This window comes from Corynebacterium sp. HMSC074C01 (assembly GCF_001814605.1).
In the GTDB taxonomy this organism is placed as follows: domain Bacteria; phylum Actinomycetota; class Actinomycetes; order Mycobacteriales; family Mycobacteriaceae; genus Corynebacterium.
Window position 1 is genome coordinate 51,009 of the sequence record NZ_KV817279.1, and the last position, 20,725, is coordinate 71,733.

Genomic DNA, 20,725 nt, shown 5'->3' on the forward strand with positions numbered 1-20,725 from the left:
AGAACTTGAGACTTCCATCCGAAAATTCGCCCCACCAATCACTTAAGCCACAGAAGAAAACGCGCGCAACACGCGCGCGTTGTCGCCACAGTCACCCCTGCTACCCCCGTCGCCGCATGCGTGGCCAGGTGCGACGAGCTTCAACGTTGCCGCGCAATCGTGACTAGCGCGCCTGGCACTCCTGCCAGATGGCCGTGTTGCTCTCTGCCCACAGCGGCTTACACCACTCGCCGAAATCACGGTCAGTGAGCGCAACCATGGCCCAGTCACCAGCCACCCACAGGTAGGTACCGCTCATGCCGAAGTGCCCCACGGCATCGGCAGGCAAGCCACCCATCCACTGCTGCTTCTCGCCGTGGATTTCAAAACCCAGCCCCCACGTGCAGTCCTTGAAGCTGCCATAGCCGGGCACAATACCCCGCAGTCCGGGGAACTGAACGCTGCGCATCTCCTCCACAGTCGACGGATCGAGCAGGCTGGGCGAAGATACCTCGGCAGCAAAGGCAGCGAGGTCCTCCACAGTGGAGACCAGTCCGTGTCCGGCTGAGCCCTCCATGGAGGTGGCCCGCATCCCCAGCGGGGTGCACACGCCCTCAGTGAGGTACTCGGCGAAGGGAATCTCGGTGGCCTTCTCCACCTCTTCGGCAGCCCACTCATAGCCGGCCGAGGAGTAGATGCGGCGTTCCCCTACGGGTTTCTGCGGCTCGCGAGAATCAAAGCCCACACCCGAGGCATGAGCTAAAAGATGGCGCAACGTGGAGCCTTCCGGACCCGCGGGCTGGTCCAACTCCACTGCCCCTTCTTCCACGGCCACCATCACCCCATAGGCGGCCACCAGCTTGGTCACGGAGGCCACCGGGAAGCGGCGGGAGGTATCCCCCAGCTGGTCTACCACCTCGCCGCGGTGCAGCAAGGCGGCGGCAACGGTATCGACTGGCCAGGACTCAAGAGAAGAAAAAGCGCTCATGCGCTCCAGCTTAACGGGGCTTAACGAGGATCGCGCTCACAGCCTACGCCATCACCATCGCGGTCGAACTTGGAGCGGAAACCCGGCTCACCCGCATAGATGGGGCGGCCCAGCGCGTTCCACACATCAGCGCAGCGGGTGAAGGACGCCGGTGCCGGCTTCGGCGCCGGTGCGGGAGCAGGCGCTGGTGCAGGCTTCGGGGCGGGAGCCGGTGCTGGAGCTGGTTTCGGTGCGGGTGCGGGAGCCGGCGCAGGCTGTGGGGCCGGAGCAGGTGCCGGTGCGGGCTGCGGTGCCGGCGGCGACGGAATCACGCCCGGAAGCGGATTCGGGATGATGCGCTGCTGCACGGCCCAGTACACGCCACCCGCAATAGCTGCGAGGATGGCTGCGGAAATGCCCACGCCAAGAGCAATCTTTTCACCCTGGGAAGACTGCTGAAATTCGGCGTCATCTTCCGCGCTGGAAGAGTCAGAGCTCTGGTCAGAGGATTCAGCATCCTGGCTAGAAGATGCAGCATCCTGATCAGAAGACAGATCGGCACCAGCATCAGCAGCAGAAGAGTCACTGGCAGGAGCCTCAACCCCCGGGGCGGCGGTCTCCGCCTGTGCGGGAACAACGGCGGAAAGACAGAGAGAAACAGAGACAGAGGCGGCGAGAACCGCGCGAGAGAACTTGGTCATAAACCTAAGTTATATCCCGCGGTTCTTCCCCGCAGGAAATTGCGCATCGAGATGGAGCTGGAATGCCCCCGGCCAATACTTCGTTAACGGATGCCCCCGCCATGGCGATACACAAGGTGTAGCGCATTGCGCCGCTGCACTTCCCTATCACTCATATCTCTTATGCGCCCTCTCCAAGCGTTTCCCGGCAGCACATCCTCAGCGCTGCCCCTGAGAACAGCACTGTATTGCTGTCTCTCGGCAACACTCTCCCAACTCTGCCGGGCTTTGCAGGACCTACATCAAGGTTGAAGGCTCCGCAGCACCCTCCGTGGCGTTCGCGGTGGGCTGCTCATTCACGGTTGGTGCGGCCGTTTCGGAGTACTGTTCCTCGACCGGAGCTTGGGATTCAGGAGTTTGCGGATCCGCCGGCACATACGTGGCCTCACTGTCCGGAGTTCTATCGGTCGGCGTCACCGCTTCACCGGCATCCGTCGGTTCTTGGTCCGTGGAATCAGTAGACGGTGCGCCCTGCGGCGTGGTGTTCGGCGCAACCGATGGCTCAGACGGTTCCGCGGACTCGGAAGCTGCTTCTGAATCCCCCATCCAGCGCGAAGGCGAAAGCCACCCAGCATCCACCCCATCCGGATTAGCGGAGGAAAGCAGCAGCAGGCCCACCACGCCGAGGCCTGCGATGAGCCCCGTGGTAGAGGCACGCACGCGCCCGCCGAGTGTCCAGAAGTACTGCCACTTGTTCCCCGGCTTATCTGCGCGCCAGATGCCGCGCTGATAGTCGTCCTCCTCTTCCTCCTCGGGTTCGGCCGAATACGCCGGACGGCCGGGGCCGTCATCCATGTTCTCCTGCGGCTCCTCAGCGGCATCGGCCACAGCTTCCGTGGCGATGACCTCCGTCTGCGCCTCAGCCGCGCTATCCGACGTCGCGCTGTGCTGCGAGGTCGAAGCGGCCCCTGTCGCCGGCATGACGGTGGTGGGGGTGCTGGCATCAAGGGTGTTGGTATCGGGGGCGTCGTCAAGCACCTGCGGGGCATCGCCCGGCAAGCCCTCTGCCGTGGGCATCTTATATAGATCCCAGAAGGAGGACAGCAGGGCTGAGCGGATAGCGCGCTCCACCGCCCACTGGCGGGCGGGGTTCACCTGCACCAAGACGCGGTACTGCACCTGCCAGGGTTGGCCAGCCGCAGTGGGCGCTGTAAGCCCGGTCGCGGGCAGGACGTCGAGCTCGCCGGCCACATCCGCGCGGATATCCGGGGTATCAAGCGCGTGCTGTGAAATCTTTTCCACCTGTTCGGTGATCTCCGGCAAGGACTCGCCCTCGTGGACCGGGATGGCAATATCCACCACCGCACGGGACCACTCTTGGGAGAAGTTCGTGACCACGCCCGCAGAACCATTGGGCACCATGACGACTTCGCCGGTGGGCGTGCGCACAGTCGTCGTACGCAGAGTCAGCGATACAACGGTGCCTTCCACGCCCGTCACACCGTCGAAGCTGACGTAGTCACCCACACCGAACTGCTTTTCCGACAGGATAAAGAAGCCCGCGAGGAAATCACCGATGATGGACTGCGCACCGAAACCGACGGCGGCCGAGACGACGGTTGCCGGAATCGCCGCGCCAAGGGGCGGCACCCCAAGGTTGGACAGCGCAGCCAGTACAAGCAGGAAGTATGCCACCGCCTGCGCCACGTACACCAGCGCCCCGGCGAGGGCTAGGCGCGCTTTGGTGGATTCTTGATTCTCATCCAGACGGGACTCAATAACCCGCACAGCCAGCCGGCCGATACGCGGGATGAGAATGCCCAACAGAAGCATTCCCAACAGCGGCAAACCATGATCTACGATGGCCTGCCAGATGGCGAACATGTAGTACTTCAGCATTCCGCCGAGGTTACTCTTTCAGCCTGACAGAACCCTTGGAGTCTTAAGCGCGGTGGATGAGATAGTAGTTCGGGGTGGGCTTCCACGTGAAGCCGGCGGGGACGATGTCTGCGCCGTAAGCGGTATAAGCCTTCGTGGTCCACAGCGGGATGGCCGGCATCTTTTCCAGCAGCAAGCTCTGCGCTTCGGTGTAGTACTTCTGGGCTTCCTCGTGGTCTTGTACCTGGCCAGCCTTTTCCAGCAACTTATCGTATTCACGGCTGCTAAAGCCGGACTCGTTTTCTGAGGAGAAAGAGGCATACAAGGGAACCAAGAAGGTCGATTCCTCCGGGAACTCCGCCTGCCAGATCGTGCGGAAGGCCCCTGTGATGTGGCGGGCAGTAACCTCTTTGCGCAGCTCCTTCAAGGTCGCGAACTCTTGGCCCTCCGCGGGAATACCGAGGGCATCCGTCAGCTGTTTCGCCACCGCGTCAATCCACGTCTTGTGGCCGCCATCGGCGTTATAGCCAATGCTGAATGTGCCTTCGAAGGGCTTCAGCTTTTCGGCTTCTTCCCACAGCTCGCGGGCCTTGTCCGGCTGGTAGGTCAGCACGTCGGCTCCCTCCGGGACGGGCGGGGCGGATCCAAAGAGCGGCGCGACGAAGCTAGTAGCAGGAAGCACCCTGTCGTGGAAGACGTCCCGAGCAATTTCTTCTCGGTCCACCGCCATGGACAAAGCGCGGCGGCGCAGGCGCCCCGCCTCACCGCGGAAATTCGCGTCATTGGCGGGGATGGTGATTTCCATGATGGAGCCACCTGGCGTAGTCAGCGCACGCTCCCCCAGTTCCTTTTCGAAGCTGCCGAGTTTCTCCGACGGGATGCGCGTGAGCACGTCCAGCCGGCCTTCGACGAGATCCTTATAAGCCTGCTCCTCCGAGGAGTAGACAACGAACTTAATGCCCTCATTCTGCGGGGTGCGCGGGCCTGTATAGCGCGGGTTTGGCACGAGGGTCACTGCCTTCTCACGCTCCCAAGAGGCCAGCATGTACGGTCCGCTGCCGATGGGCTCCATTCCGCGCTCGCTCAACTTGTCTTGGTCTTCGGAGCGCATGGGGAAAAAGACCGAATAACCCAGCCTCTCCAAGAACCCCGCCGTGGGGCGTGAGAGCTCAATGCGGAAGGACTTCTGCCCCGTGACTGTCAGACCGCGCATGGTTTTCTTGCCGTCATGAAAGCCCAGAATCGGTTCAAAATGGTGTGCCGAGAGCAGCGACTGGCTTACCGCGGTGTTCCATGTTTCGACGAAGTCCTTAGCGGTGACGTTGGATCCATCGGAGAATATTGCGTCCTCACGGATCACCACGTCATAGGTGGTGTCATCGACCTGCGTGATGGATTCCGCCATGTCATAGTGGGTATCACCATCTTCATCCAAATACATCAATCCGGAATACACCAGGTTGATGATGGTCTGCCCCGGCACATCGTTGGAATCAGCCGGAATGAGGGTGCGCTGCGGCTCAGAAATATCAGTGGTGATGAGGTCTAAGCCTGAGGTATCAACGCTGCCGGGCTCCGAGGCGCAGCCCACCACCGTGGGTGCCACTGCCCCCGACACCGCTAGCATCCCCAGCAGGCCCAGAAAAGAACGCCTCGACGTCACGCGTTCATCACCTCGCTTTCACCCATACTTTAGAGGATCTATTCATCCCTCTTTTCATAGCGGCGCATGAGCCTTTCCACCAGTTCATCGGTGAGCTGGTCATCGGCCAAAATGCGGTCCAGAAGCTCGCGCGGTGAGGGCTCATCAGCGCTCGGGGTTTCATAGGAGTCACCGCTTAAATCCACGCCGAAGTCGGAGGTTTCCACCTCCGCGGCGGCGGGCTCCATCAGCTCCGACATCTCCGCGACTTCCTCATTGAAGGAGTCGAGGAACTCGTTGGCGTCGATAGCCGCTTCCGCACGTCGCTTGCCGGCGCGCACTTCGCGCTCAATACGGCGCTGCAGTGCCTTTTCCATTTGGTTGTGGCGCCAGGAGCGGAGTTTGGTGGGCTCTAGGCGACGCCCCACGGCCCTGCCCTTACTCTCCGCCTTGCGCGCCATCACCATGACGTAGGCCGCGGTGTCATTGACCGGCGCCCACTCCTGGCGGGCGGGCACGCGCCACCCGGCCCAAATACCCAGCATTGTCATCACGAAGGAGACGATGGGGCCCAGGATGACTCCCCAGGCCAAGTATCCGGCGGAGTCCGCACCCAGCACCACCAGGGCACAGGCCACCGCGGGGATCACGGTGGGAGTGTTATCCCCGAAGACGGCTGGCTCGCGCCCCATAGCGATATCACGAATCATGGATCCGCCCGTGGCAGTGAAGACGCCCATCATGATGCAGGGAATCAGCGGCAGGCCATAGGCGATGGCCTTGAGCGCGCCTGTCGACGCCCACAGCGCCGAGACCACCGCATCCCCATGGGACTGCACGTAGTCCCATGTCTTGCCCTTGAAGTAGACGAAGCGGGCAATAATGGCACCGGTAAACGCCAGGTAGAGGTACTCCGGCTGGCTCATCGCGGCGACGGTGCCGCGGTTGATGAGCACGTCACGGATCATGCCGCCGCCGAGGGAGGAGAACATCGCGATAAAGAAGAAACCCACGATGTCATAGCCACGCTGGCGGGCCATGGTGCCGCCAATCATGCCCATGAGGAGGACACCAATGATGTCGGACCAGTAGTACAGCGACTCGATCAATGGGTCCATTTCGACAACGCTCATGGTGGTCATCGTATCGGGTGCTGAGCAAAAGTGGGGCCACCGGGGCTCGAACCCGGGACCAACGGATTATGAGTCCGTAGCTCTAACCGACTGAGCTATAGCCCCGCGTATCCCTGCCTGCTAAGAACACCAGTACTCAACCAGCGCACGATGCAAACAGCGAATCCGCTCCCAGCAACATTAATCGGCAGGCCCGGAAAACGGCAATTTAGGCCCCTGAAATCGCTGCCTGAACTTCAGCAGCGTCTTCCGCCCTGCTCACTTTTGGCCGGGCTGGGCTCTAGACGCTGGGTAAGCTGCCAGGCTTATTCCTTCTTTTTCATCTTTCTGGCTTGCCTGCGCTCACGCCTTCGAGCACGCTTTGCCTTGCGGATGTCCACGACCCAACGCGGAACAAAAGGCCACGGAAGCGGTATCCCAATCGCTCCAGTAAACCCAATCACTCCGATGACGAAAGCTGCCATGATCGGAACAAGCAGCACCGTTTCGGCGGGCTCTGGGAGGTTCATATTTGCGACCAGCCCTGTGGCACCGGCAGCGCCCATAATTAGCGTGCCATAGGGATAAATAAAGAGCACGCCATCACTTTCGGCGCCTTCCGCATCGGCTGTGTCGTACCATCTTTCTGATCTGGGAGTTGTTCGCACGCTCCGGATGTAATAGGTCCAGTAGAGAACCATGACAACCACCAACCCGAGACACACGAGCAGCTCAGTAGTATCCCCGTGCATAGGATGTGGCCTCCTGTGATTGCTTTTGCGGTGTGTACTAAAACGCTACCAGCGTCCACTGGGTTAAGGCATGGGAGGAAAACGAATCTCAGCGCCAGAACTTAGGCCCGATTTATGTGGTGAGCTTGTAGTCTTGCGAGCATGAGGCTCCTTTCCTTTAGCGTGTCCAACTTCCGCAGCATCCGCGCCACGCAGACGCTTTCGCTGTACCACCATTGGCAGCACTCCACCGCGCCGGAGGAAGGTTGGGAGCAGGTCAGCGATCCCATCACCGTCCTAATCGGCCCCACCGCCTCCGGAAAGAGCAGCGTCCTCAACGCCCTCGCTTTCGCCCTGCTTGCTATCGAATCCTCTGCCACCGCCTGGCTTGCCGACGCCCCACCCAACCAACTCCCCCACGCCCCGTACCGCCTCGACCCCAAAACGCAGCGCTTGCCTAGCACTTTTGAGCTGGAGTTCGAGCTTGACGGCGTGCGCTATCTCTACGGCTTCCAGTGGAGCTTTACCGGCGTGCATGCCGAGTGGCTCAGCCGCGTGCCCTCGACCAGGTGGAGCCCCTGCTTCGTGCGCACCCGCGGTGAGGAGGTGCAGTGGACGCGTTCCTTTATGGATAAGGGGGACATCGCCAAGCTCGGCCCCGTAACAGACACCGAGCTGATCCTCTCCGCCGGCCTGCGCGACGGGCACCCTGTGCTAGCCCCGCTGGCCCGCGCCCTAGTGTACGACGTGGCCTACCTGCCGCACGGGCATACCGCGATGAGCACCGCCTCCCGCATCACCGGCCTCATCCGCACCGGCAAGCTGCACCTGCATGAGGCTGCCGCCCTACTTCGCGCGGCCGATGCCGGAATCCACTCCGTACGCCTCAACCAAGACCGCATCCCGGAACACGTCTTCCGCCAGATGCGCCCGGTCATCGACGCGCTCAGCCGCAGTAGCGCACGGCTCCGCCGCCCCGACGAGTTCAGCGCCTACTCCGATGCGGAGATTGAATCCCTGCTGCACGCCATCATCGTGGAACACAAGACCGATGATTCCTTCTACGAGCTGAAGCTGACCGATGAATCCGGCGGCACGCAGAACTGGATGGCCACCGCTCCCCTGGTGCTGGACCCCCTGCGCCGCGGCGGGATTCTGGTTGCCGATGAACTAGATTCCGCCCTGCGCCCAGCTCTTCTCGATTTCATCATCCACGCCTTCCGCGAGCCCGACATCAACGTCCACGGCGCGCAGCTCATCTTTGCCTCCCACACCTTCAGCGTCCTCGAGCGCGCCGGCGAGCTGGGCCTGCGCCCGGAAAGCTTCTGGTCCGTGGAGAAGACCTCCGCCGGCGAATCGGAACTACACAACCTCAGCGACGTGCCCGTTTCCCTGGGCAACCCCGACGCCACCCACCACTTCCTGCGCGAGCGCTACGGCACCGCCTCACGCGAGGCGCTGACTGCGCTGCGGGAGCTTGTCACGGACGGTGCATGAAAGGGGCGGGCGCTTGGCGACGTGTCCCCTCAGAACAAATGCGCATTCTCCTCTTCGAATGCACGCCATTCCTGGAACGCCATCACACGTTCTTTGGCACGCTGGCGCCTCATTTGCAATACGTCTTCGCGCTTGAACCTCGTATGCGTTCCACGCTTGTGGGTAACTATCTTTCCGTCCCTTGCCCATTTCATGAGCGTTGGGCGCGAAACACCTAGCAGCTCGGCGGCTACCGTGCTGGTGAGCTCCTCAGGAATGCGAGAGATTGTGACTTCTCCTCGTTGCGCAACGGACGTCAAGACCTGGGAAATCAATCGCTGAACATTACGTGACAACGGGACCGGGCGCTCTTGCGCTAGCCACCCCAGTCAGCTTCCAAGGCGTTGCCATTCAACAGGTTGGACAAGTCACTCGCGATACCGATGAAAAGCAGGGACTCACTCCCGACAACGATTAGAACGGCCCCATGGTTGACTGATTGCTACTAGATTAGAGGCTGAGCACAACTGAATTCATTGTGCTCTGCTCGGGGGAAAGGTTAAAAGTGAGCAATGAAACAAGTACGGACGCCACGTTCCTTTGCAAAAAGCGTCCCTTCTCAAATTCACAAATTGATAAGTTGGGGGAGTTCTATGTAGGAAAGCGCAGTACACCGCCCGATTGCCAAGAAGAAATCATCGCTTGGTACGAATGGCTCAAAGACGAAACTACGAAGCTCGTTTCGTCTGCGGTTCAATCCATAGACGCTGACGGTCGAGGGCCTTTCGAGGCAGTACAATCTGCCCGAGTCAAGACTAGGTCATCCATCGCAGACAAATTAAACAGAGGATCCCGCTTATCGGCGATGCAAGACTTCGCCGGTGTACGTTTCGATCTGGGCGCGACTCACTCTGTCCTACTAAATATTGCCAAGGCTATCGAGGTTCTAGTCAAGCAAGTCAATGCGGAAGTAACCATCAAGAACTACCTCTCTAATCCCCAGCGTGGATACCGTGCGGTGCATGTATGGATTACCAGCAAACCTACCGGTCGCGTGGAGATTCAATTGCGCACCCAGCTCCAAGCCGAATGGGCAAATACATTTGAAAAACTGGCAGACCTTACAGGCCGACGAATTCGCTACGAAGACGAGTACCGTCCAGCGCACCCCGACTTACAATCTTTGAGGGCAAACTTGCTCGAAATCTCTGACCGTTTCTACAACATGGAGACTAGTCTGGAAAAGGGGTACGAATCAGCGCAGAATGGTTTGCAGTCAATAACCGCGACATCAAGGGCCATCCCCGTAGATCCACATGTACATAGAGACCGGGCTAAGTTCTACATGCACATGGCAAACTATGAGTTAGAATTAGCAGACACTGCTGAAAACAACAATGACACCCTCAAAGCGCTGAGAAAACTACAAGACGCCCTTACTGGCCCGCCAATCGAAAGCGAACAGATTAATGACTGATTTCATAATCACTTACAAACGTCGCTCAGGTGAGTCTTTCATCAAACAATTCTCGGACTCGACTCAAGCGCTTAAGGAACGCCTCCGCCGCGAAGCAGCGATCGACGATCCTGATATTGAGATCGCCCATATTTCAGCGCCTTCCCTGGAATCCTTGAAAAAGTCGCATTCACGGTATTTCATGGGCCGCGTTGAGGTACAAGACGACCAGGTGGACGCAGCCTAAAGCTTCACTCATGGCCCCGCCTCCATGGGCGTAATTATTTCGATCTGTGCTCTGTAGGACATGCACCAGGCAGAGGGCTTCGAAAATCTGAGCCCCGCTCCACTGCGCATGTCCGGCACACCTGTCAGAATCAAGACATGTCTGTTGAAGCACGCGCCCTCTCGCTCCGACGCCTGATGCGCGATTCCGCCGCAATCCGGCTCCTGGCTGCGGACAACGCGCCCGTGATTCTGGCGTTGATTGCGGAGTACTTCCCACGCGGCACTCGGGCGCGCCCAGCAGCAGAGGTATACGAGCTCATGGTCACCGATTTCGAGGTTTTGGCCAGCGAGTTTTCCATGCCCCGCACGCCACAGAACTACTGCAATGACTGGGTCAAGGCAGGCTGGTTAATTAGAAAGTCCGGCAAGAGCTCCCACGGTGAAACGCTCGAGCCCAGTGAAGATGCTCTCTCGGCACTCGAGGCCATCGAACGCTGGGAAGCACCGGTGACTGCGGTGACGGCCTCACGGGTGGAATCGATCAGCTCGGCGCTGCAAAGGCTGGCACGGGATACCAACGAGGACATCGCTAGCCGCGTGGCCAGCTTGGAAGCAGAACGTGATCGCATTGACCGCGAGATCGAAAAGGCACACCTCGGGCAGTTTGAAAGCCTCACCTCCGCGGAGACGGAAGAGCGCGTCCAAGACGTCCTGAACATGGCCATGGCCGTGCCGAGTGATTTCGCCCGGGTTCGCCATGAGCTCGAGGCCCTCAACCACCAGCTTCGCCGACAGCTCTTAGATCCGGAGGGCTACCGCGGCGAAGTGCTGGAGGAAATCTTCAACGGCGTGGACCACATTGCGGAATCGGAGGCCGGGCGCAGCTTCCGCGGCTTCTATTCCCTCCTGATGGATAGGGAGCGCAGCGCCTGGTTGGACCAATGGATCAAGGAGGTTCTGGAAAGCGAGCCCGGGCAGCAGCTCGCCCCGGACAAGAGGCAGCGGCTGCGCAGCCTCTTTCGCGATATGGAGGAAACCAGCTTCGAGGTCAACCAGACCATGACCGGGCTGGCGCGCAGTTTGCGCAACTACGTCTCCTCCGAGCAATTCGCGGAGGACCGACGCATGATTGAGCTGCTGCGCGAGGCCCGCGGCATGGCCATTGATGCCGCACAGAACTCCGAACTGAAGGCCTTTCACCGGATGGACACACCACTGCAGCGCATCGGCATGTCGATTCATTCGGTCTCCCGCATCCGCCTGGCCAACCCCGGGCGGGAAGTCGTGGAGGAGACACCAGTGGCCTACCAGCCCGGCACGGAAGACCCGCAGGCGCTTTATGAGCTGGTGCGAGAATCAGAAATCGACTTCGAGGAATTGCACGAGGCGGTACGCATGGCCGTCGCCAAGTCCGGCCCCTGCACTATTGGCCAGGTGCTGCAGGCCTATCCCCCGACGCAAGGTCTAGCCAGCGTAGTGGGTTTGGTACATATCGCGGATTCCCACCCGTTGCCCTCGTTAAAAGAAGCACACGAGACAGTCACGTGGACCGAGGAAGACGGTACCGTGCGTTGTGCCCAGATCCCCACCATGTATTTCGATCACACCACCGTTAAGGAGCTACAGTGACCGCCGTCAACAGCCCCCGCGTCGATGCCGCGCACGAGCCGCCGCTGTGGGAACACGATAAAGGAACGCTGACCTACCATTCGCGGCGCGCCCTGGTGCAGCTGCTGCAGGGCCCGCTCATTCGCGCGCAGAAGGAACCGGTACTGTGGGCGGCGATTATCTCCGACGAGGAGAATCTACGCGCCCGGTTGCACGAGGTGTTCCTGGAGCTCGTCGTGGATGAGACCGAAGGCTTCGCATTCACCCGCATGGTGGAGGAAGACAGCTTGAGCATCCCGCAGGTGCTGCGCACGGACAAGCTTAAGCACATCGACACCGCCATCTTGTTGAACCTGCGCCAGGAGCTGGGCCTCACCCTGCCCGGCGAGCGCGTCATCGTGGACGTGGAGGATCTCCGGGAGAGCATCGGCTATGTCCGTGCGGTGGATAACCGCGACGAGGCCGGCTTCACCAAGCGCTTCAACGCGGCAATGAAACGCATACAGAATGACTATTCCCTCATCAGCGCCACCGAGACCGAGGGCCGCTTTGAGGTTTCCCCGGTGCTGCGCCAGCTTTTCGACGCCTCCACGGTCTCCGCTATTCGGGATGAATACGCCCGCCTGGCGCAGGCGGAAGACCAGGATGAGCAGGAACCGGAGCAGCTCCAAGAGCAGGAGGTTGCCTCCGATGACTAAGAACACCTCCCTCTGCCCCGGACAATTCCGCATCAGCCGCATCCAGCTGATTAACTGGGGCACTTTCCACGGCTACTTCTCCATCCCGGTAGCTCGCAAGGGCTTCCTCATTACAGGCGGCTCGGGTTCCGGCAAGTCCACGTTGCTCGATGCCATGTCTGCAGTGCTAGTTCCGCAAAGTCACGTGAAATTCAACGCGGCGTCACAACAAGACCTCGGGCGGCACAACGGGCGCAACCTCGTCTCCTATGTGCGCGGCGCGTGGCGGCAGCGAGAGAACGCCCAGACCGGTGAGATCGCCCCCGAGTACTTGCGGGAGGGCGCCACCAACTCGGTCGTGGCGCTGACCTACGATAACGGCGCGGGCAAGCAGCACACCCTCATCGCCATCTTCCGCCTCAACGGCGGTGAGAACTCAGTGAGCCAGATCAAGAAGTTGTATGGGCTGGTGCCGGGCGACGAGGACATCGACAAGCTCAGCCCCTTGCTCACCCGCAGCCTGGACACCCGCAAGATTAAGGCCATGTACAAAGGCCCCGGCGCGTCCTTCACGCCGACCTACACCACGTTCGCGAACCGCTTCCGCAAACGCCTAGGCATCAAGAATGTGGAGGGCCAGCTCCTTCTCCACCGCACGCAATCCGCGAAGTCCCTCTCCAGCTTGGACCAGCTCTTCAGGGACTACATGCTGGACCGTCCGGCTACCTTTGAGAAAACGGATGAGGCCGTCGAGCAATTTGAGGATTTGCGCCAAGCTTACTTAAGGGTCGAAGACGTCAAGGCCCAGATTGATACGCTCGCTCCCCTGCCCCAGCTGCATTCCCAGCGCACAGGCGCGGAGGCGGACAAAGCACAAGCGGAAGCCATGACTGAGGCGCTGCCAGCTGTACGCTCCCGCTTGGTGGCTGAAGAACTGGACGTTCGCATTCGGGCCCTTTCGGCGCAATTGGCCGAAGCCCAGTCTCAGGCCGCATCGCTTGAGGCCGATGTTGCTCACCTCGATGACGCAGAGCGCCTCGCCGCAGTGGCCGTCTCCCAGCTCAGTTCGGGTGAGCTCGATACCTTAAGGGCCAAGATAGAAACCGCCGAAAAGGAGTTTGAGCACCGCACGAAGGAGTTCCAGCGCCTTAGTGCAGCGGCCGGTCAGTGGACTGATCACTACGAGCTCAGCCCGCATGGCTTCGCCCAACTACAGGCCAATGCGAAAATCCGAATCGCGGACTTCGAGGCCGATTTCGAGGACCTTATCAATCAACAACAGGAAGCCGGCGTGGCCGCCCGCGACGCCGCCACCGCCTGCTCCACGTTGGACAGCGAGCTGCGTTCCTTCAGCTCGCGGAGAACCAACATCGATAAGACCTTGGTGGAGCTGCGCTCGCAACTGGCCCGCGATACCGGCTATGCCGAGTCCGAGCTCCCCTTTGCCGGCGAGCTCATCGATATCAGCCCTCACCAGAGCGAGTGGGAGCCGGTGATCCAGAAGCTGCTGCACAATTTCGCCGCCACCTTGCTCGTGCCCGAAGCCGCACGGGAGGCCATCAACCAGTGGGTCAATTCCCGCAACGTGGGCACGCGCTTGGAATACCGCACCATCCCAGAGTTTGCCCCGGCACCGGCAGCCGCGCGCAGCCCGCGGCAGCTCATCCACAAACTCGAGTTCCAAGATCACGCCATGGCGAGCTGGGTACGCCACCACATTTCGCGCCGCTTCAACTACGAATGTGTGGACTCCGTAGCGGAATTGGAAAAGGTCACCAAGAACCCGGCCATTACCCGCGATGGCCTGGAGAGCCGCCCCAAGGACAAGGACGGCTCAACGCGCTTCATCAAGGATGACCGCACGCGTTTTAGCGGCACCGCCTGGTACCGGGTGGGCTCCACCAACACCGCCAAGATTGAACTGCTGCGCTCCCAGCTCACCGAAGCCAAGGCCACCGCCCGCGCTACGGCCAAGCGTGTTCAGGACTTCAACCGGAAGATAGACATCCTGCGCTCCCAACGCGATAAGGCCCAGCAGGTGCTGGATACCTCATTCCAGGACATCGACACCGCCTCCGCCGAGGCCCGCAAGCGTGATCTGCAAGAACAATATGACTCGCTCGCCTCTTCCCCGGAGGCCCAGGCGCTGGCCGCCGCGCACGCACAGGCCAAGCAGAAGCTCAACGCCGCCCGCACCAAACTCAACGAGGCGCAGAAACACCTGGGCAACGTCGAAGGCGAGCTCGATCGCTCCACCACTCGCCGCCGCGGCATCGGCCCCGTGCCGGACATCGCGGACAAGGACATTGAGACAGCAGTCGTTGAAGCCCTGCACAAAGGCAAGCGCAGTCTCACTATCGATGACATCGATGCCCGCCGCGATGAAGTCCAGGCCAGTTTGCAAGCAACCTCCCGCACGGCCGCGCGCCGCATCGAGGAAGCCAACGACAAGATAGTCTCCGTCCTGCACGCCTACCTATCCGAGTGGCCGGCGGAGGCCGCCGACTTGGAGCCGCAGGCCAGCTTCGCCGGCGAGGGCATCGAGAAGCTCAAGTTCCTCCGGGCGGACCGTCTGGCTGATTTCCGTGCCCGCTTCCTAGAGCTACTCAACGGCCAAACGGTGCGCAACCTCTCCCACCTGGCCACGGATCTGCGCCGCGCCCGCAGCGATATTGAGATGCGCATGAACTACATCAACAAATCCCTAGAGCGCTCACCCTTCAACGGTGAACGCACCCTGCGCATCGACGTCAAGGACGCCCGCGGCCAGGTGGTCCAAGAATTCCAGCGGGATCTCGATGCCGCCACCTCCCACAGCCTGGCGGAAGTCACCGAGGATGATCCAGCGGCAGCCATTGCGCGCTACCACGCCTTGGACAAGATCTTAAGCCGCCTTGGTTCCAGCCAGCCGGAGGATATCCGCTGGCGCAACGTGGTTTTGGATACCCGCCGGCACGTCAGCTTTGTCTGCCGCGAGTGCTACCCCGATGGCACGACGGCCAACACCTATCAGGACTCCGCCTCGCTCTCTGGCGGCCAGGCTCAGAAGCTCGTCTTTTTCTGCTTGGCCGCGGCCCTGCGCTTCCGCCTCGCGGAGCCGGACCAGGACGTGCCCACCTATGGGTCCATCATCTTGGATGAGGCCTTTGACCGCGCGGACCCCACTTTCACCCGCACCGCTATGTCCGTCTTCGCGTCCTTTGGATTCCACATGATTCTGGCCACGCCGTTCAAGCTCATCCAGACTCTCTCGCCCTATGTGGACGGCACCATCGTGGTCAGTTACGACGAGCCCACCATCGACGGCCGCCCGCAGGCACGCACGGGCTACAAGCTTATCGACGCCTCCACCACCCACGACCCCCAACAACCCGACCCCAAGGACGCCGACGATGCGGACTCCTAAAGACCTGCAAGGACATGCCGCCAAGTACCTGCGCAACCACTTCGCCGAAGCGCTCGCCGAGCCCGCTGCGCTCAACCTGGACTGGCCGCTGCACCCGCCAACAGCTACGTCCGCCGCCCGCGATATCAAGACCACGAGGGACTTCATCCGCGCCTGGCAGCGCTGGCCGCACCAGGAAGAGGTCATCTATGAAACACGCAATTGGTCCCGCGCGGGCCTTGGTACCAACGACGTTCCCACACGCGTAGTACTCACCGGTGCCGCGCGCATCGCTGCCGCCGCGGGCCTGATGTCCGACTACAACCGGGCCCTCCAGCGCGCCCAGGACATCGCCGCCATTTTTCCGGACTCCCCGGACTTCACTCATACCGTCCGCCGCACGTACAACCAGTGGAAGGGCTTAAGCACCTACGATCTACACTGCCTTGGACCGTGTCTTACCTGGCTGCGCGCCAACCCCCACTCCGGCGAATGGGAGCGCGCCGTGCCGGTGGAAGGCGTCGACGGCAAATGGATGGGCACCCACCGCCGCCTGCTCCTGACACTCCTTGCTCCCTTCGGCATCACGGACTTGGGCCTGCGCCGCAGTGATGCCCGCCTGCGCCTGCGCTACCTCAACCACGCACCAGCACTCTCCGATATCGAAATCCCCCTCACCGACGCAGCCAGGCTCTTCCCCGACACCCCGCCCCGGGTGCTCATCGTGGAGAACAAACAAACCTTCCTAGCACTTCCCACGCTTGCCGACGCCTCCCCAGCCACCATCGCCATCCTCGGCTCCGGCACCGCCGCCCACCAACTCCAGGCACTGGGCTGGTTGCAGCGAGCCGACATCATCTACTGGGGTGACCTCGATGCCGCCGGCTTTGCCATCCTCAACGCCGTGCGCTCCCACTTCCCCCACACCACATCACTACTCATGGACCCCGCCACCGTCACCGAATTCCAGCACCTCGCCGTCCCCGACCCCGGCGACGGCTCCGCCACCCTCACCCACCTCACCACCGAAGAACAACGCGCCTACCGCTTGCTTTACATCAAAGGAAGGCTGCGCATTGAGCAGGAGCGGATTCCGTTTGCATATGCGAGTGTCCAAGTTCGGCAAGAGTTCTGTCCAATGAAAGAGACCTAAGAGGTTCCCGAACGAACAATTGTGCGACCAACGGTCTATAACCCGCATGAAGCCTGCCCCTTCACCGCATCTCATGCTTAAGAAGCATGTTCTATGCGATAGGTATACTAGCTTTATTATCGAACACTTTATCTACAGTGAATTGAGGTATAGCTTTTGCCCCACCGCCTCCACCCTTCTCTATCTCGCATCTTCCAACAAGCCTCTCCCGAAGACACGATTATTTTTATCGACGAGAGCTACGTAGCCCCCGGTGAGGAATTTTCCGATTCCTTTTACGCACTGGTCGCAACCGCCATTAAGTTCAAGCATCTTGCCGACACCCGGGACTACCTGAAAGAAGTCGCACAGTCCCCCTATTGGCATACGACTGAATCAATGCAAACCAGCGAAGGTCAAGAAAGGGTTGAGGCAATGCTCAAACTTTGTCATGGTTTTGGAGATTCCCATTCTGCCGTTTGCCTTCGCCCGCTTGGATGCCCAAGATAGGCGAGGCCGCGACCCCTAATTTTTTTCGGCAACATCTTTGACACTCCGGGAGTGGTTCCGCACACGACACATATTGATTTCTGTCTGAGTTTACGACATTTTTGCCACCTTGTTCCCGCAAAGGCAGTCCTGATACTTGATAGGTGAGTCGCGACAAACTTGACACTTAGCCCACCCTTACCGTGCGGGATGATGCTTAACAGGTGAGTCGGGGCATTCTTGACACCACGGACATCTCCAACCGCAACCTCGCCATCGGCAAAGTGGGCAAAGGCCTCATTGTTGTCACAGTGCCCAGAATCTCTGCGCATATCACCGCCTTGGTACCATCGTCCTTTTGTCTGATTCTCCTGATGCATCTCGCTCACACGCACGTCTCCGGCAAGATGCGTCCCCCAGAAATAGGCTCGACCCATCCAGTGCTCTAGACAAAGCGAAACTGGCATCCCAGAACAAAAAGAAACTGAGATGCCGGTTTGTCAACGATGTCGCGATTCACCTGTCAAGCATGCCGTGACTCATGAGACGGTGTCGGTTTATTGGCCTAACCTCGGTAGAGGTCAGGCACGAAGGGGGGAATCCCCTCAAAAATCCGGAAGAATCCCCTCGGGGACTGTAGGTGGTTGGCTCGGGCCTCGCGAAAGGGTAGAATAGTACTTACGTTCGACATTTCTACCGGTTGGTTTAGGGTCGTACGTAAGCCCATTCCAAGGATTCAGTGACAACGAGGGGTTCGATTTGAGTGATACCGCTACCGATATGTTCGACGATCATCCCTTGTGGGCGGAGCTGGGGGACATCGATGAGTGGTTGTCAGAGCTAAGCAAGACCTTCGATCCCTCATACGCAGGGTTGCCCGATCTGGCTAGCAGCATCATCAGGAGGATTGAGCTGGTCGTCAATGTTACGAGGCTCTATCTGGGCATGGTGCCCAAGGAACTGGTCAGTCGCCCTCTCCTTGATGAGCTGAAGACGGCCTTAAACTCCATCTTGGTCCAGCTGCAGTCGATCAAGTGGGACGACGAAGCTGATTATGACGAAGAACTTGCTAAGGCGAACACGGCTGCAGACGATCTGCTCTCCACCCTTCACAGATCGGGATTTCGGCCGGTTCAATTCATCGAACAGCAGCAGGAGGCTGACGCGAATGAGCGTGAGCGGGTCGTTGGATTTCTCGACAGGAGTCAGGCAGCTGTCGAGCGGCTGGAGAGTGAAAGGGAGCGCCTCGCCGCTGCGATTGCAGAGAACAAGCAGACCGCAGAGAAAGATCTCAACGAACTGCGCCAGCAAATCGACGAGGTAGCTGACAGGTTCGAGGAGGAGATCAACGACGGCGTTGAGGCCGGGAAGAAGCGTATCGACGATCAGATCACGACACTCCAGAGCCAGTACAATTCTGAGATTGACAGGCAGAAGACGAGGGCGAACGACGAGCTCGACACGATGCTGGATCATATCCGAACGCGAAAAGCAGAGCTCGATGATTTGATCGAAGACACCCAGGCTGTCTCGGGATACGTGGCTGAAGATGCCATGGCACGGATGTTCAGGGAGCGGGCTGAAGAAGCTAAGAAACTGTGGCTTGGATTTACGGCAACAGCAGGAGTTGTCACAATCATTAGCGCGGGTTTGCTTTATTTTGCAGGCCGGACGGCCTTGGAAGACGTGGTATCTAGCGCAGATGTTGTTCGTGGCATTCTGCGGGCGATCATGGGTGTGGGAGCAGGAGTTCTAGCCACATACCTCTTCCGACAGGCTTCGATTCAACAACGGAGTTTCCAAGACAGCCGTAGCGCGGAGGCTCGCCTCGGCTCGCTGGATGCGTTTCTCGCACGCTTCGAAGATGATGATGCGATGGAGATACGCCGCGGCGTTGGTCAGCGTGTGTACATCGACGGCCAGCTGGGGGAGGTCGCACGGGCCTGGCAGGCTTCCGTAACCACGAAGGAATCCACGGGAACCAAGAAAGATATTACCGACGGTGAAAAGCAGCCAGATGAAAACCTTGGAAGCTAGCTAACTGATGGCCGTGTGGGGATGTCATCTATCCTGTTCATGTGACGACTTTTGGAAACCCTCGGACAAGTCAGCGGATTGATCCGCATGCTTATGAAGCGCTCAAGCAAGCTATAGCGTATACGACGTATTACAAGAATGCGCAGCGTTCACTGTTGCTTCGCCACCTCGGGGGCGAAGCTTTCGAAACTGCTGGGCTCCACTTGATCGATTTTAGCAGCGGATTCAAGATACAGAATGCCGACAAGGTCGTCGAGGCTCTGCAAGTAAAAGAAGATCGCCTTCGAGATACCATCATCGATCTGCTCTTATCTTTGTCGGAAATGGTTGAGTTTCCAGATATCGAAGGGTTAGAGGAGCCAAAAAGATCTGAGAATCTTAGAAGAGCGCAGCTGTCAGTCGAAGGCTTGACGAGGTTTACGCAACCATTTCAGCAAATGATGGAGAAAAGGGCCCGTATAGAAGAAGAACGGAGGCAGGAAGAGTCCCAGCGAGAAAGAAAACGCCTGTTCAGGCTGCGGTTAGGGGATATGAAACAGCGTCTGCTAGATATGCATCAGGCGGATAATCCGCAGCAACGGGGGAGAGATTTTGAAGACCTCATATATGACCTTTTCGATCTGCATGATCTTAATCCTGAGCGACCCTACAATCTGCCGGGTGAGCAAATAGATGGCTTTGTTCAAATAGATCGATTTGGATTTATTGTTGAAGTGAAATGGGAGCAAGAGAGAAGCGGCCGAGATATTGCAGATATTTTTCGGGCCAAGATAGAGCGCAGGAGCCGCGTCACGCAGGGACTTCTGATCACTCAGGCCGGCATCGCCTCGACAACGTTGGACACCTACTCTGTGCAAAGTCCGTTTATGGTTGTTACGGGTATGGAAATATACAGTGTCCTCGACGGGCGAACTGATTTGAGAAGAATGCTAGAAACGAAGAAGGATCATCTGTCTCAAACCGGTTCCTGCTTTTACGACTACTTGAAGCAACACTAACTCCCGCAAAATCTCATGTCACAAGTAGCTGTTCCTCAAACCCCCGACGCGTCTACTTTCCGGGGGGTCAGGCTCCTTCAGCAGGACCACGATGTTGAGCACGCTCGCCAAGACTGCCTCGAGAAGCTGATCACCACTATCACCGAGCAAGACTTTTCGCTCAACGGAATCATTTTCGAGGAACGGTATTCCCAATCTGATAACGACAAAGATAGAAACACGCTAAAGCGTTTGCGAAGGTTGAACGTCC

Annotated in this window: 16 protein-coding genes and 1 tRNA gene; 9 read left to right on the forward strand and 8 right to left on the reverse strand. The window is 59.5% G+C overall.

From position 1 onward, the window contains the following. Nucleotides 1-163 precede the first annotated feature (163 nt). The 7 genes from HMPREF2978_RS06440 to HMPREF2978_RS06470 form a co-directional block, all read right to left on the reverse strand. Nucleotides 164-967, reverse strand: a complete 804-nt coding sequence (locus HMPREF2978_RS06440; protein WP_070447498.1) for a serine hydrolase domain-containing protein — start codon at nucleotides 965-967, stop codon at nucleotides 164-166. Between the two features lie 20 nt (nucleotides 968-987). After that, nucleotides 988-1,647 (reverse strand): excalibur calcium-binding domain-containing protein, encoded by a 660-nt coding sequence (locus HMPREF2978_RS06445; protein ID WP_070744685.1) that lies wholly within the window; start codon nucleotides 1,645-1,647, stop codon nucleotides 988-990. A 276-nt stretch (nucleotides 1,648-1,923) separates the two neighbouring features. Beyond that, a complete protein-coding gene (locus tag HMPREF2978_RS06450) occupies nucleotides 1,924-3,525 on the reverse strand; it encodes a mechanosensitive ion channel domain-containing protein (protein ID WP_070447504.1) in 1,602 nt (533 codons plus the stop codon). 43 nt (nucleotides 3,526-3,568) lie between these two features. After that, nucleotides 3,569-5,167, reverse strand: a complete 1,599-nt coding sequence (locus HMPREF2978_RS06455) for an ABC transporter substrate-binding protein (protein ID WP_083316506.1) — start codon at nucleotides 5,165-5,167, stop codon at nucleotides 3,569-3,571. 38 nt (nucleotides 5,168-5,205) lie between these two features. Beyond that, nucleotides 5,206-6,279, reverse strand: coding sequence for a trimeric intracellular cation channel family protein (locus tag HMPREF2978_RS06460; RefSeq protein WP_070744725.1), 1,074 nt, complete (start codon nucleotides 6,277-6,279; stop codon nucleotides 5,206-5,208). A gap of 31 nt (nucleotides 6,280-6,310) precedes the next feature. Further along, nucleotides 6,311-6,384 (reverse strand) — tRNA-Ile (locus HMPREF2978_RS06465). A gap of 200 nt (nucleotides 6,385-6,584) precedes the next feature. Beyond that, nucleotides 6,585-6,959 (reverse strand): hypothetical protein, encoded by a 375-nt coding sequence (locus HMPREF2978_RS06470; RefSeq protein WP_246818736.1) that lies wholly within the window; start codon nucleotides 6,957-6,959, stop codon nucleotides 6,585-6,587. Nucleotides 6,960-7,151: 192 nt separating this feature from the next. Between HMPREF2978_RS06470 and HMPREF2978_RS06475 the strand changes: the two genes are divergently transcribed. Next, a complete protein-coding gene (locus HMPREF2978_RS06475; protein WP_070744689.1) occupies nucleotides 7,152-8,486 on the forward strand; it encodes an AAA family ATPase in 1,335 nt (444 codons plus the stop codon). 29 nt (nucleotides 8,487-8,515) lie between these two features. Here the strand turns inward: HMPREF2978_RS06475 and HMPREF2978_RS13510 are convergent, their stop codons facing one another. Further along, entirely contained in the window at nucleotides 8,516-8,821 is a 306-nt protein-coding gene (locus HMPREF2978_RS13510; RefSeq protein WP_371326362.1) for a helix-turn-helix domain-containing protein, read from the reverse strand. Between the two features lie 209 nt (nucleotides 8,822-9,030). On the opposite strand from HMPREF2978_RS13510, the gene HMPREF2978_RS06485 reads away from it, so the two are divergent. The 8 genes from HMPREF2978_RS06485 (at nucleotide 9,031) to HMPREF2978_RS06520 (ending at nucleotide 20,475) form a co-directional block, all read left to right on the forward strand. Beyond that, on the forward strand, nucleotides 9,031-9,942 hold the full coding sequence (locus tag HMPREF2978_RS06485) for a RelA/SpoT domain-containing protein (RefSeq protein WP_168162396.1): 912 nt from the start codon (nucleotides 9,031-9,033) through the stop codon (nucleotides 9,940-9,942). Continuing rightward, nucleotides 9,935-10,168 (forward strand): hypothetical protein, encoded by a 234-nt coding sequence (locus HMPREF2978_RS06490; protein WP_070525423.1) that lies wholly within the window; start codon nucleotides 9,935-9,937, stop codon nucleotides 10,166-10,168. Before HMPREF2978_RS06485 ends, HMPREF2978_RS06490 begins: the two co-directional genes overlap by 8 nt. 137 nt (nucleotides 10,169-10,305) lie before the next feature. Continuing rightward, the gene (locus tag HMPREF2978_RS06495) at nucleotides 10,306-11,778 is read left to right on the forward strand and encodes a DUF3375 domain-containing protein (RefSeq protein ID WP_070744693.1); all 1,473 of its coding nucleotides are present in this window, start codon (nucleotides 10,306-10,308) and stop codon (nucleotides 11,776-11,778) included. After that, complete coding sequence (locus HMPREF2978_RS06500) at nucleotides 11,775-12,455, forward strand: DUF4194 domain-containing protein (RefSeq protein WP_070525427.1); 681 nt, start codon at nucleotides 11,775-11,777, stop codon at nucleotides 12,453-12,455. The genes HMPREF2978_RS06495 and HMPREF2978_RS06500 overlap by 4 nt, the downstream gene beginning before the upstream one ends. Continuing rightward, the gene (locus tag HMPREF2978_RS06505) at nucleotides 12,448-15,840 is read left to right on the forward strand and encodes an ATP-binding protein (protein WP_070744695.1); all 3,393 of its coding nucleotides are present in this window, start codon (nucleotides 12,448-12,450) and stop codon (nucleotides 15,838-15,840) included. Before HMPREF2978_RS06500 ends, HMPREF2978_RS06505 begins: the two co-directional genes overlap by 8 nt. Beyond that, on the forward strand, nucleotides 15,827-16,972 hold the full coding sequence (locus HMPREF2978_RS06510) for a DUF3322 domain-containing protein (RefSeq protein WP_070744697.1): 1,146 nt from the start codon (nucleotides 15,827-15,829) through the stop codon (nucleotides 16,970-16,972). Before HMPREF2978_RS06505 ends, HMPREF2978_RS06510 begins: the two co-directional genes overlap by 14 nt. A gap of 1,227 nt (nucleotides 16,973-18,199) precedes the next feature. Then, nucleotides 18,200-19,477: an AAA family ATPase gene (locus HMPREF2978_RS06515; RefSeq protein ID WP_070744699.1), complete on the forward strand. Its 1,278-nt coding sequence runs from the start codon at nucleotides 18,200-18,202 to the stop codon at nucleotides 19,475-19,477. 41 nt (nucleotides 19,478-19,518) lie between these two features. After that, on the forward strand, nucleotides 19,519-20,475 hold the full coding sequence (locus tag HMPREF2978_RS06520; protein ID WP_070744700.1) for a hypothetical protein: 957 nt from the start codon (nucleotides 19,519-19,521) through the stop codon (nucleotides 20,473-20,475). The last annotated feature ends 250 nt before the right edge of the window (nucleotides 20,476-20,725 follow it).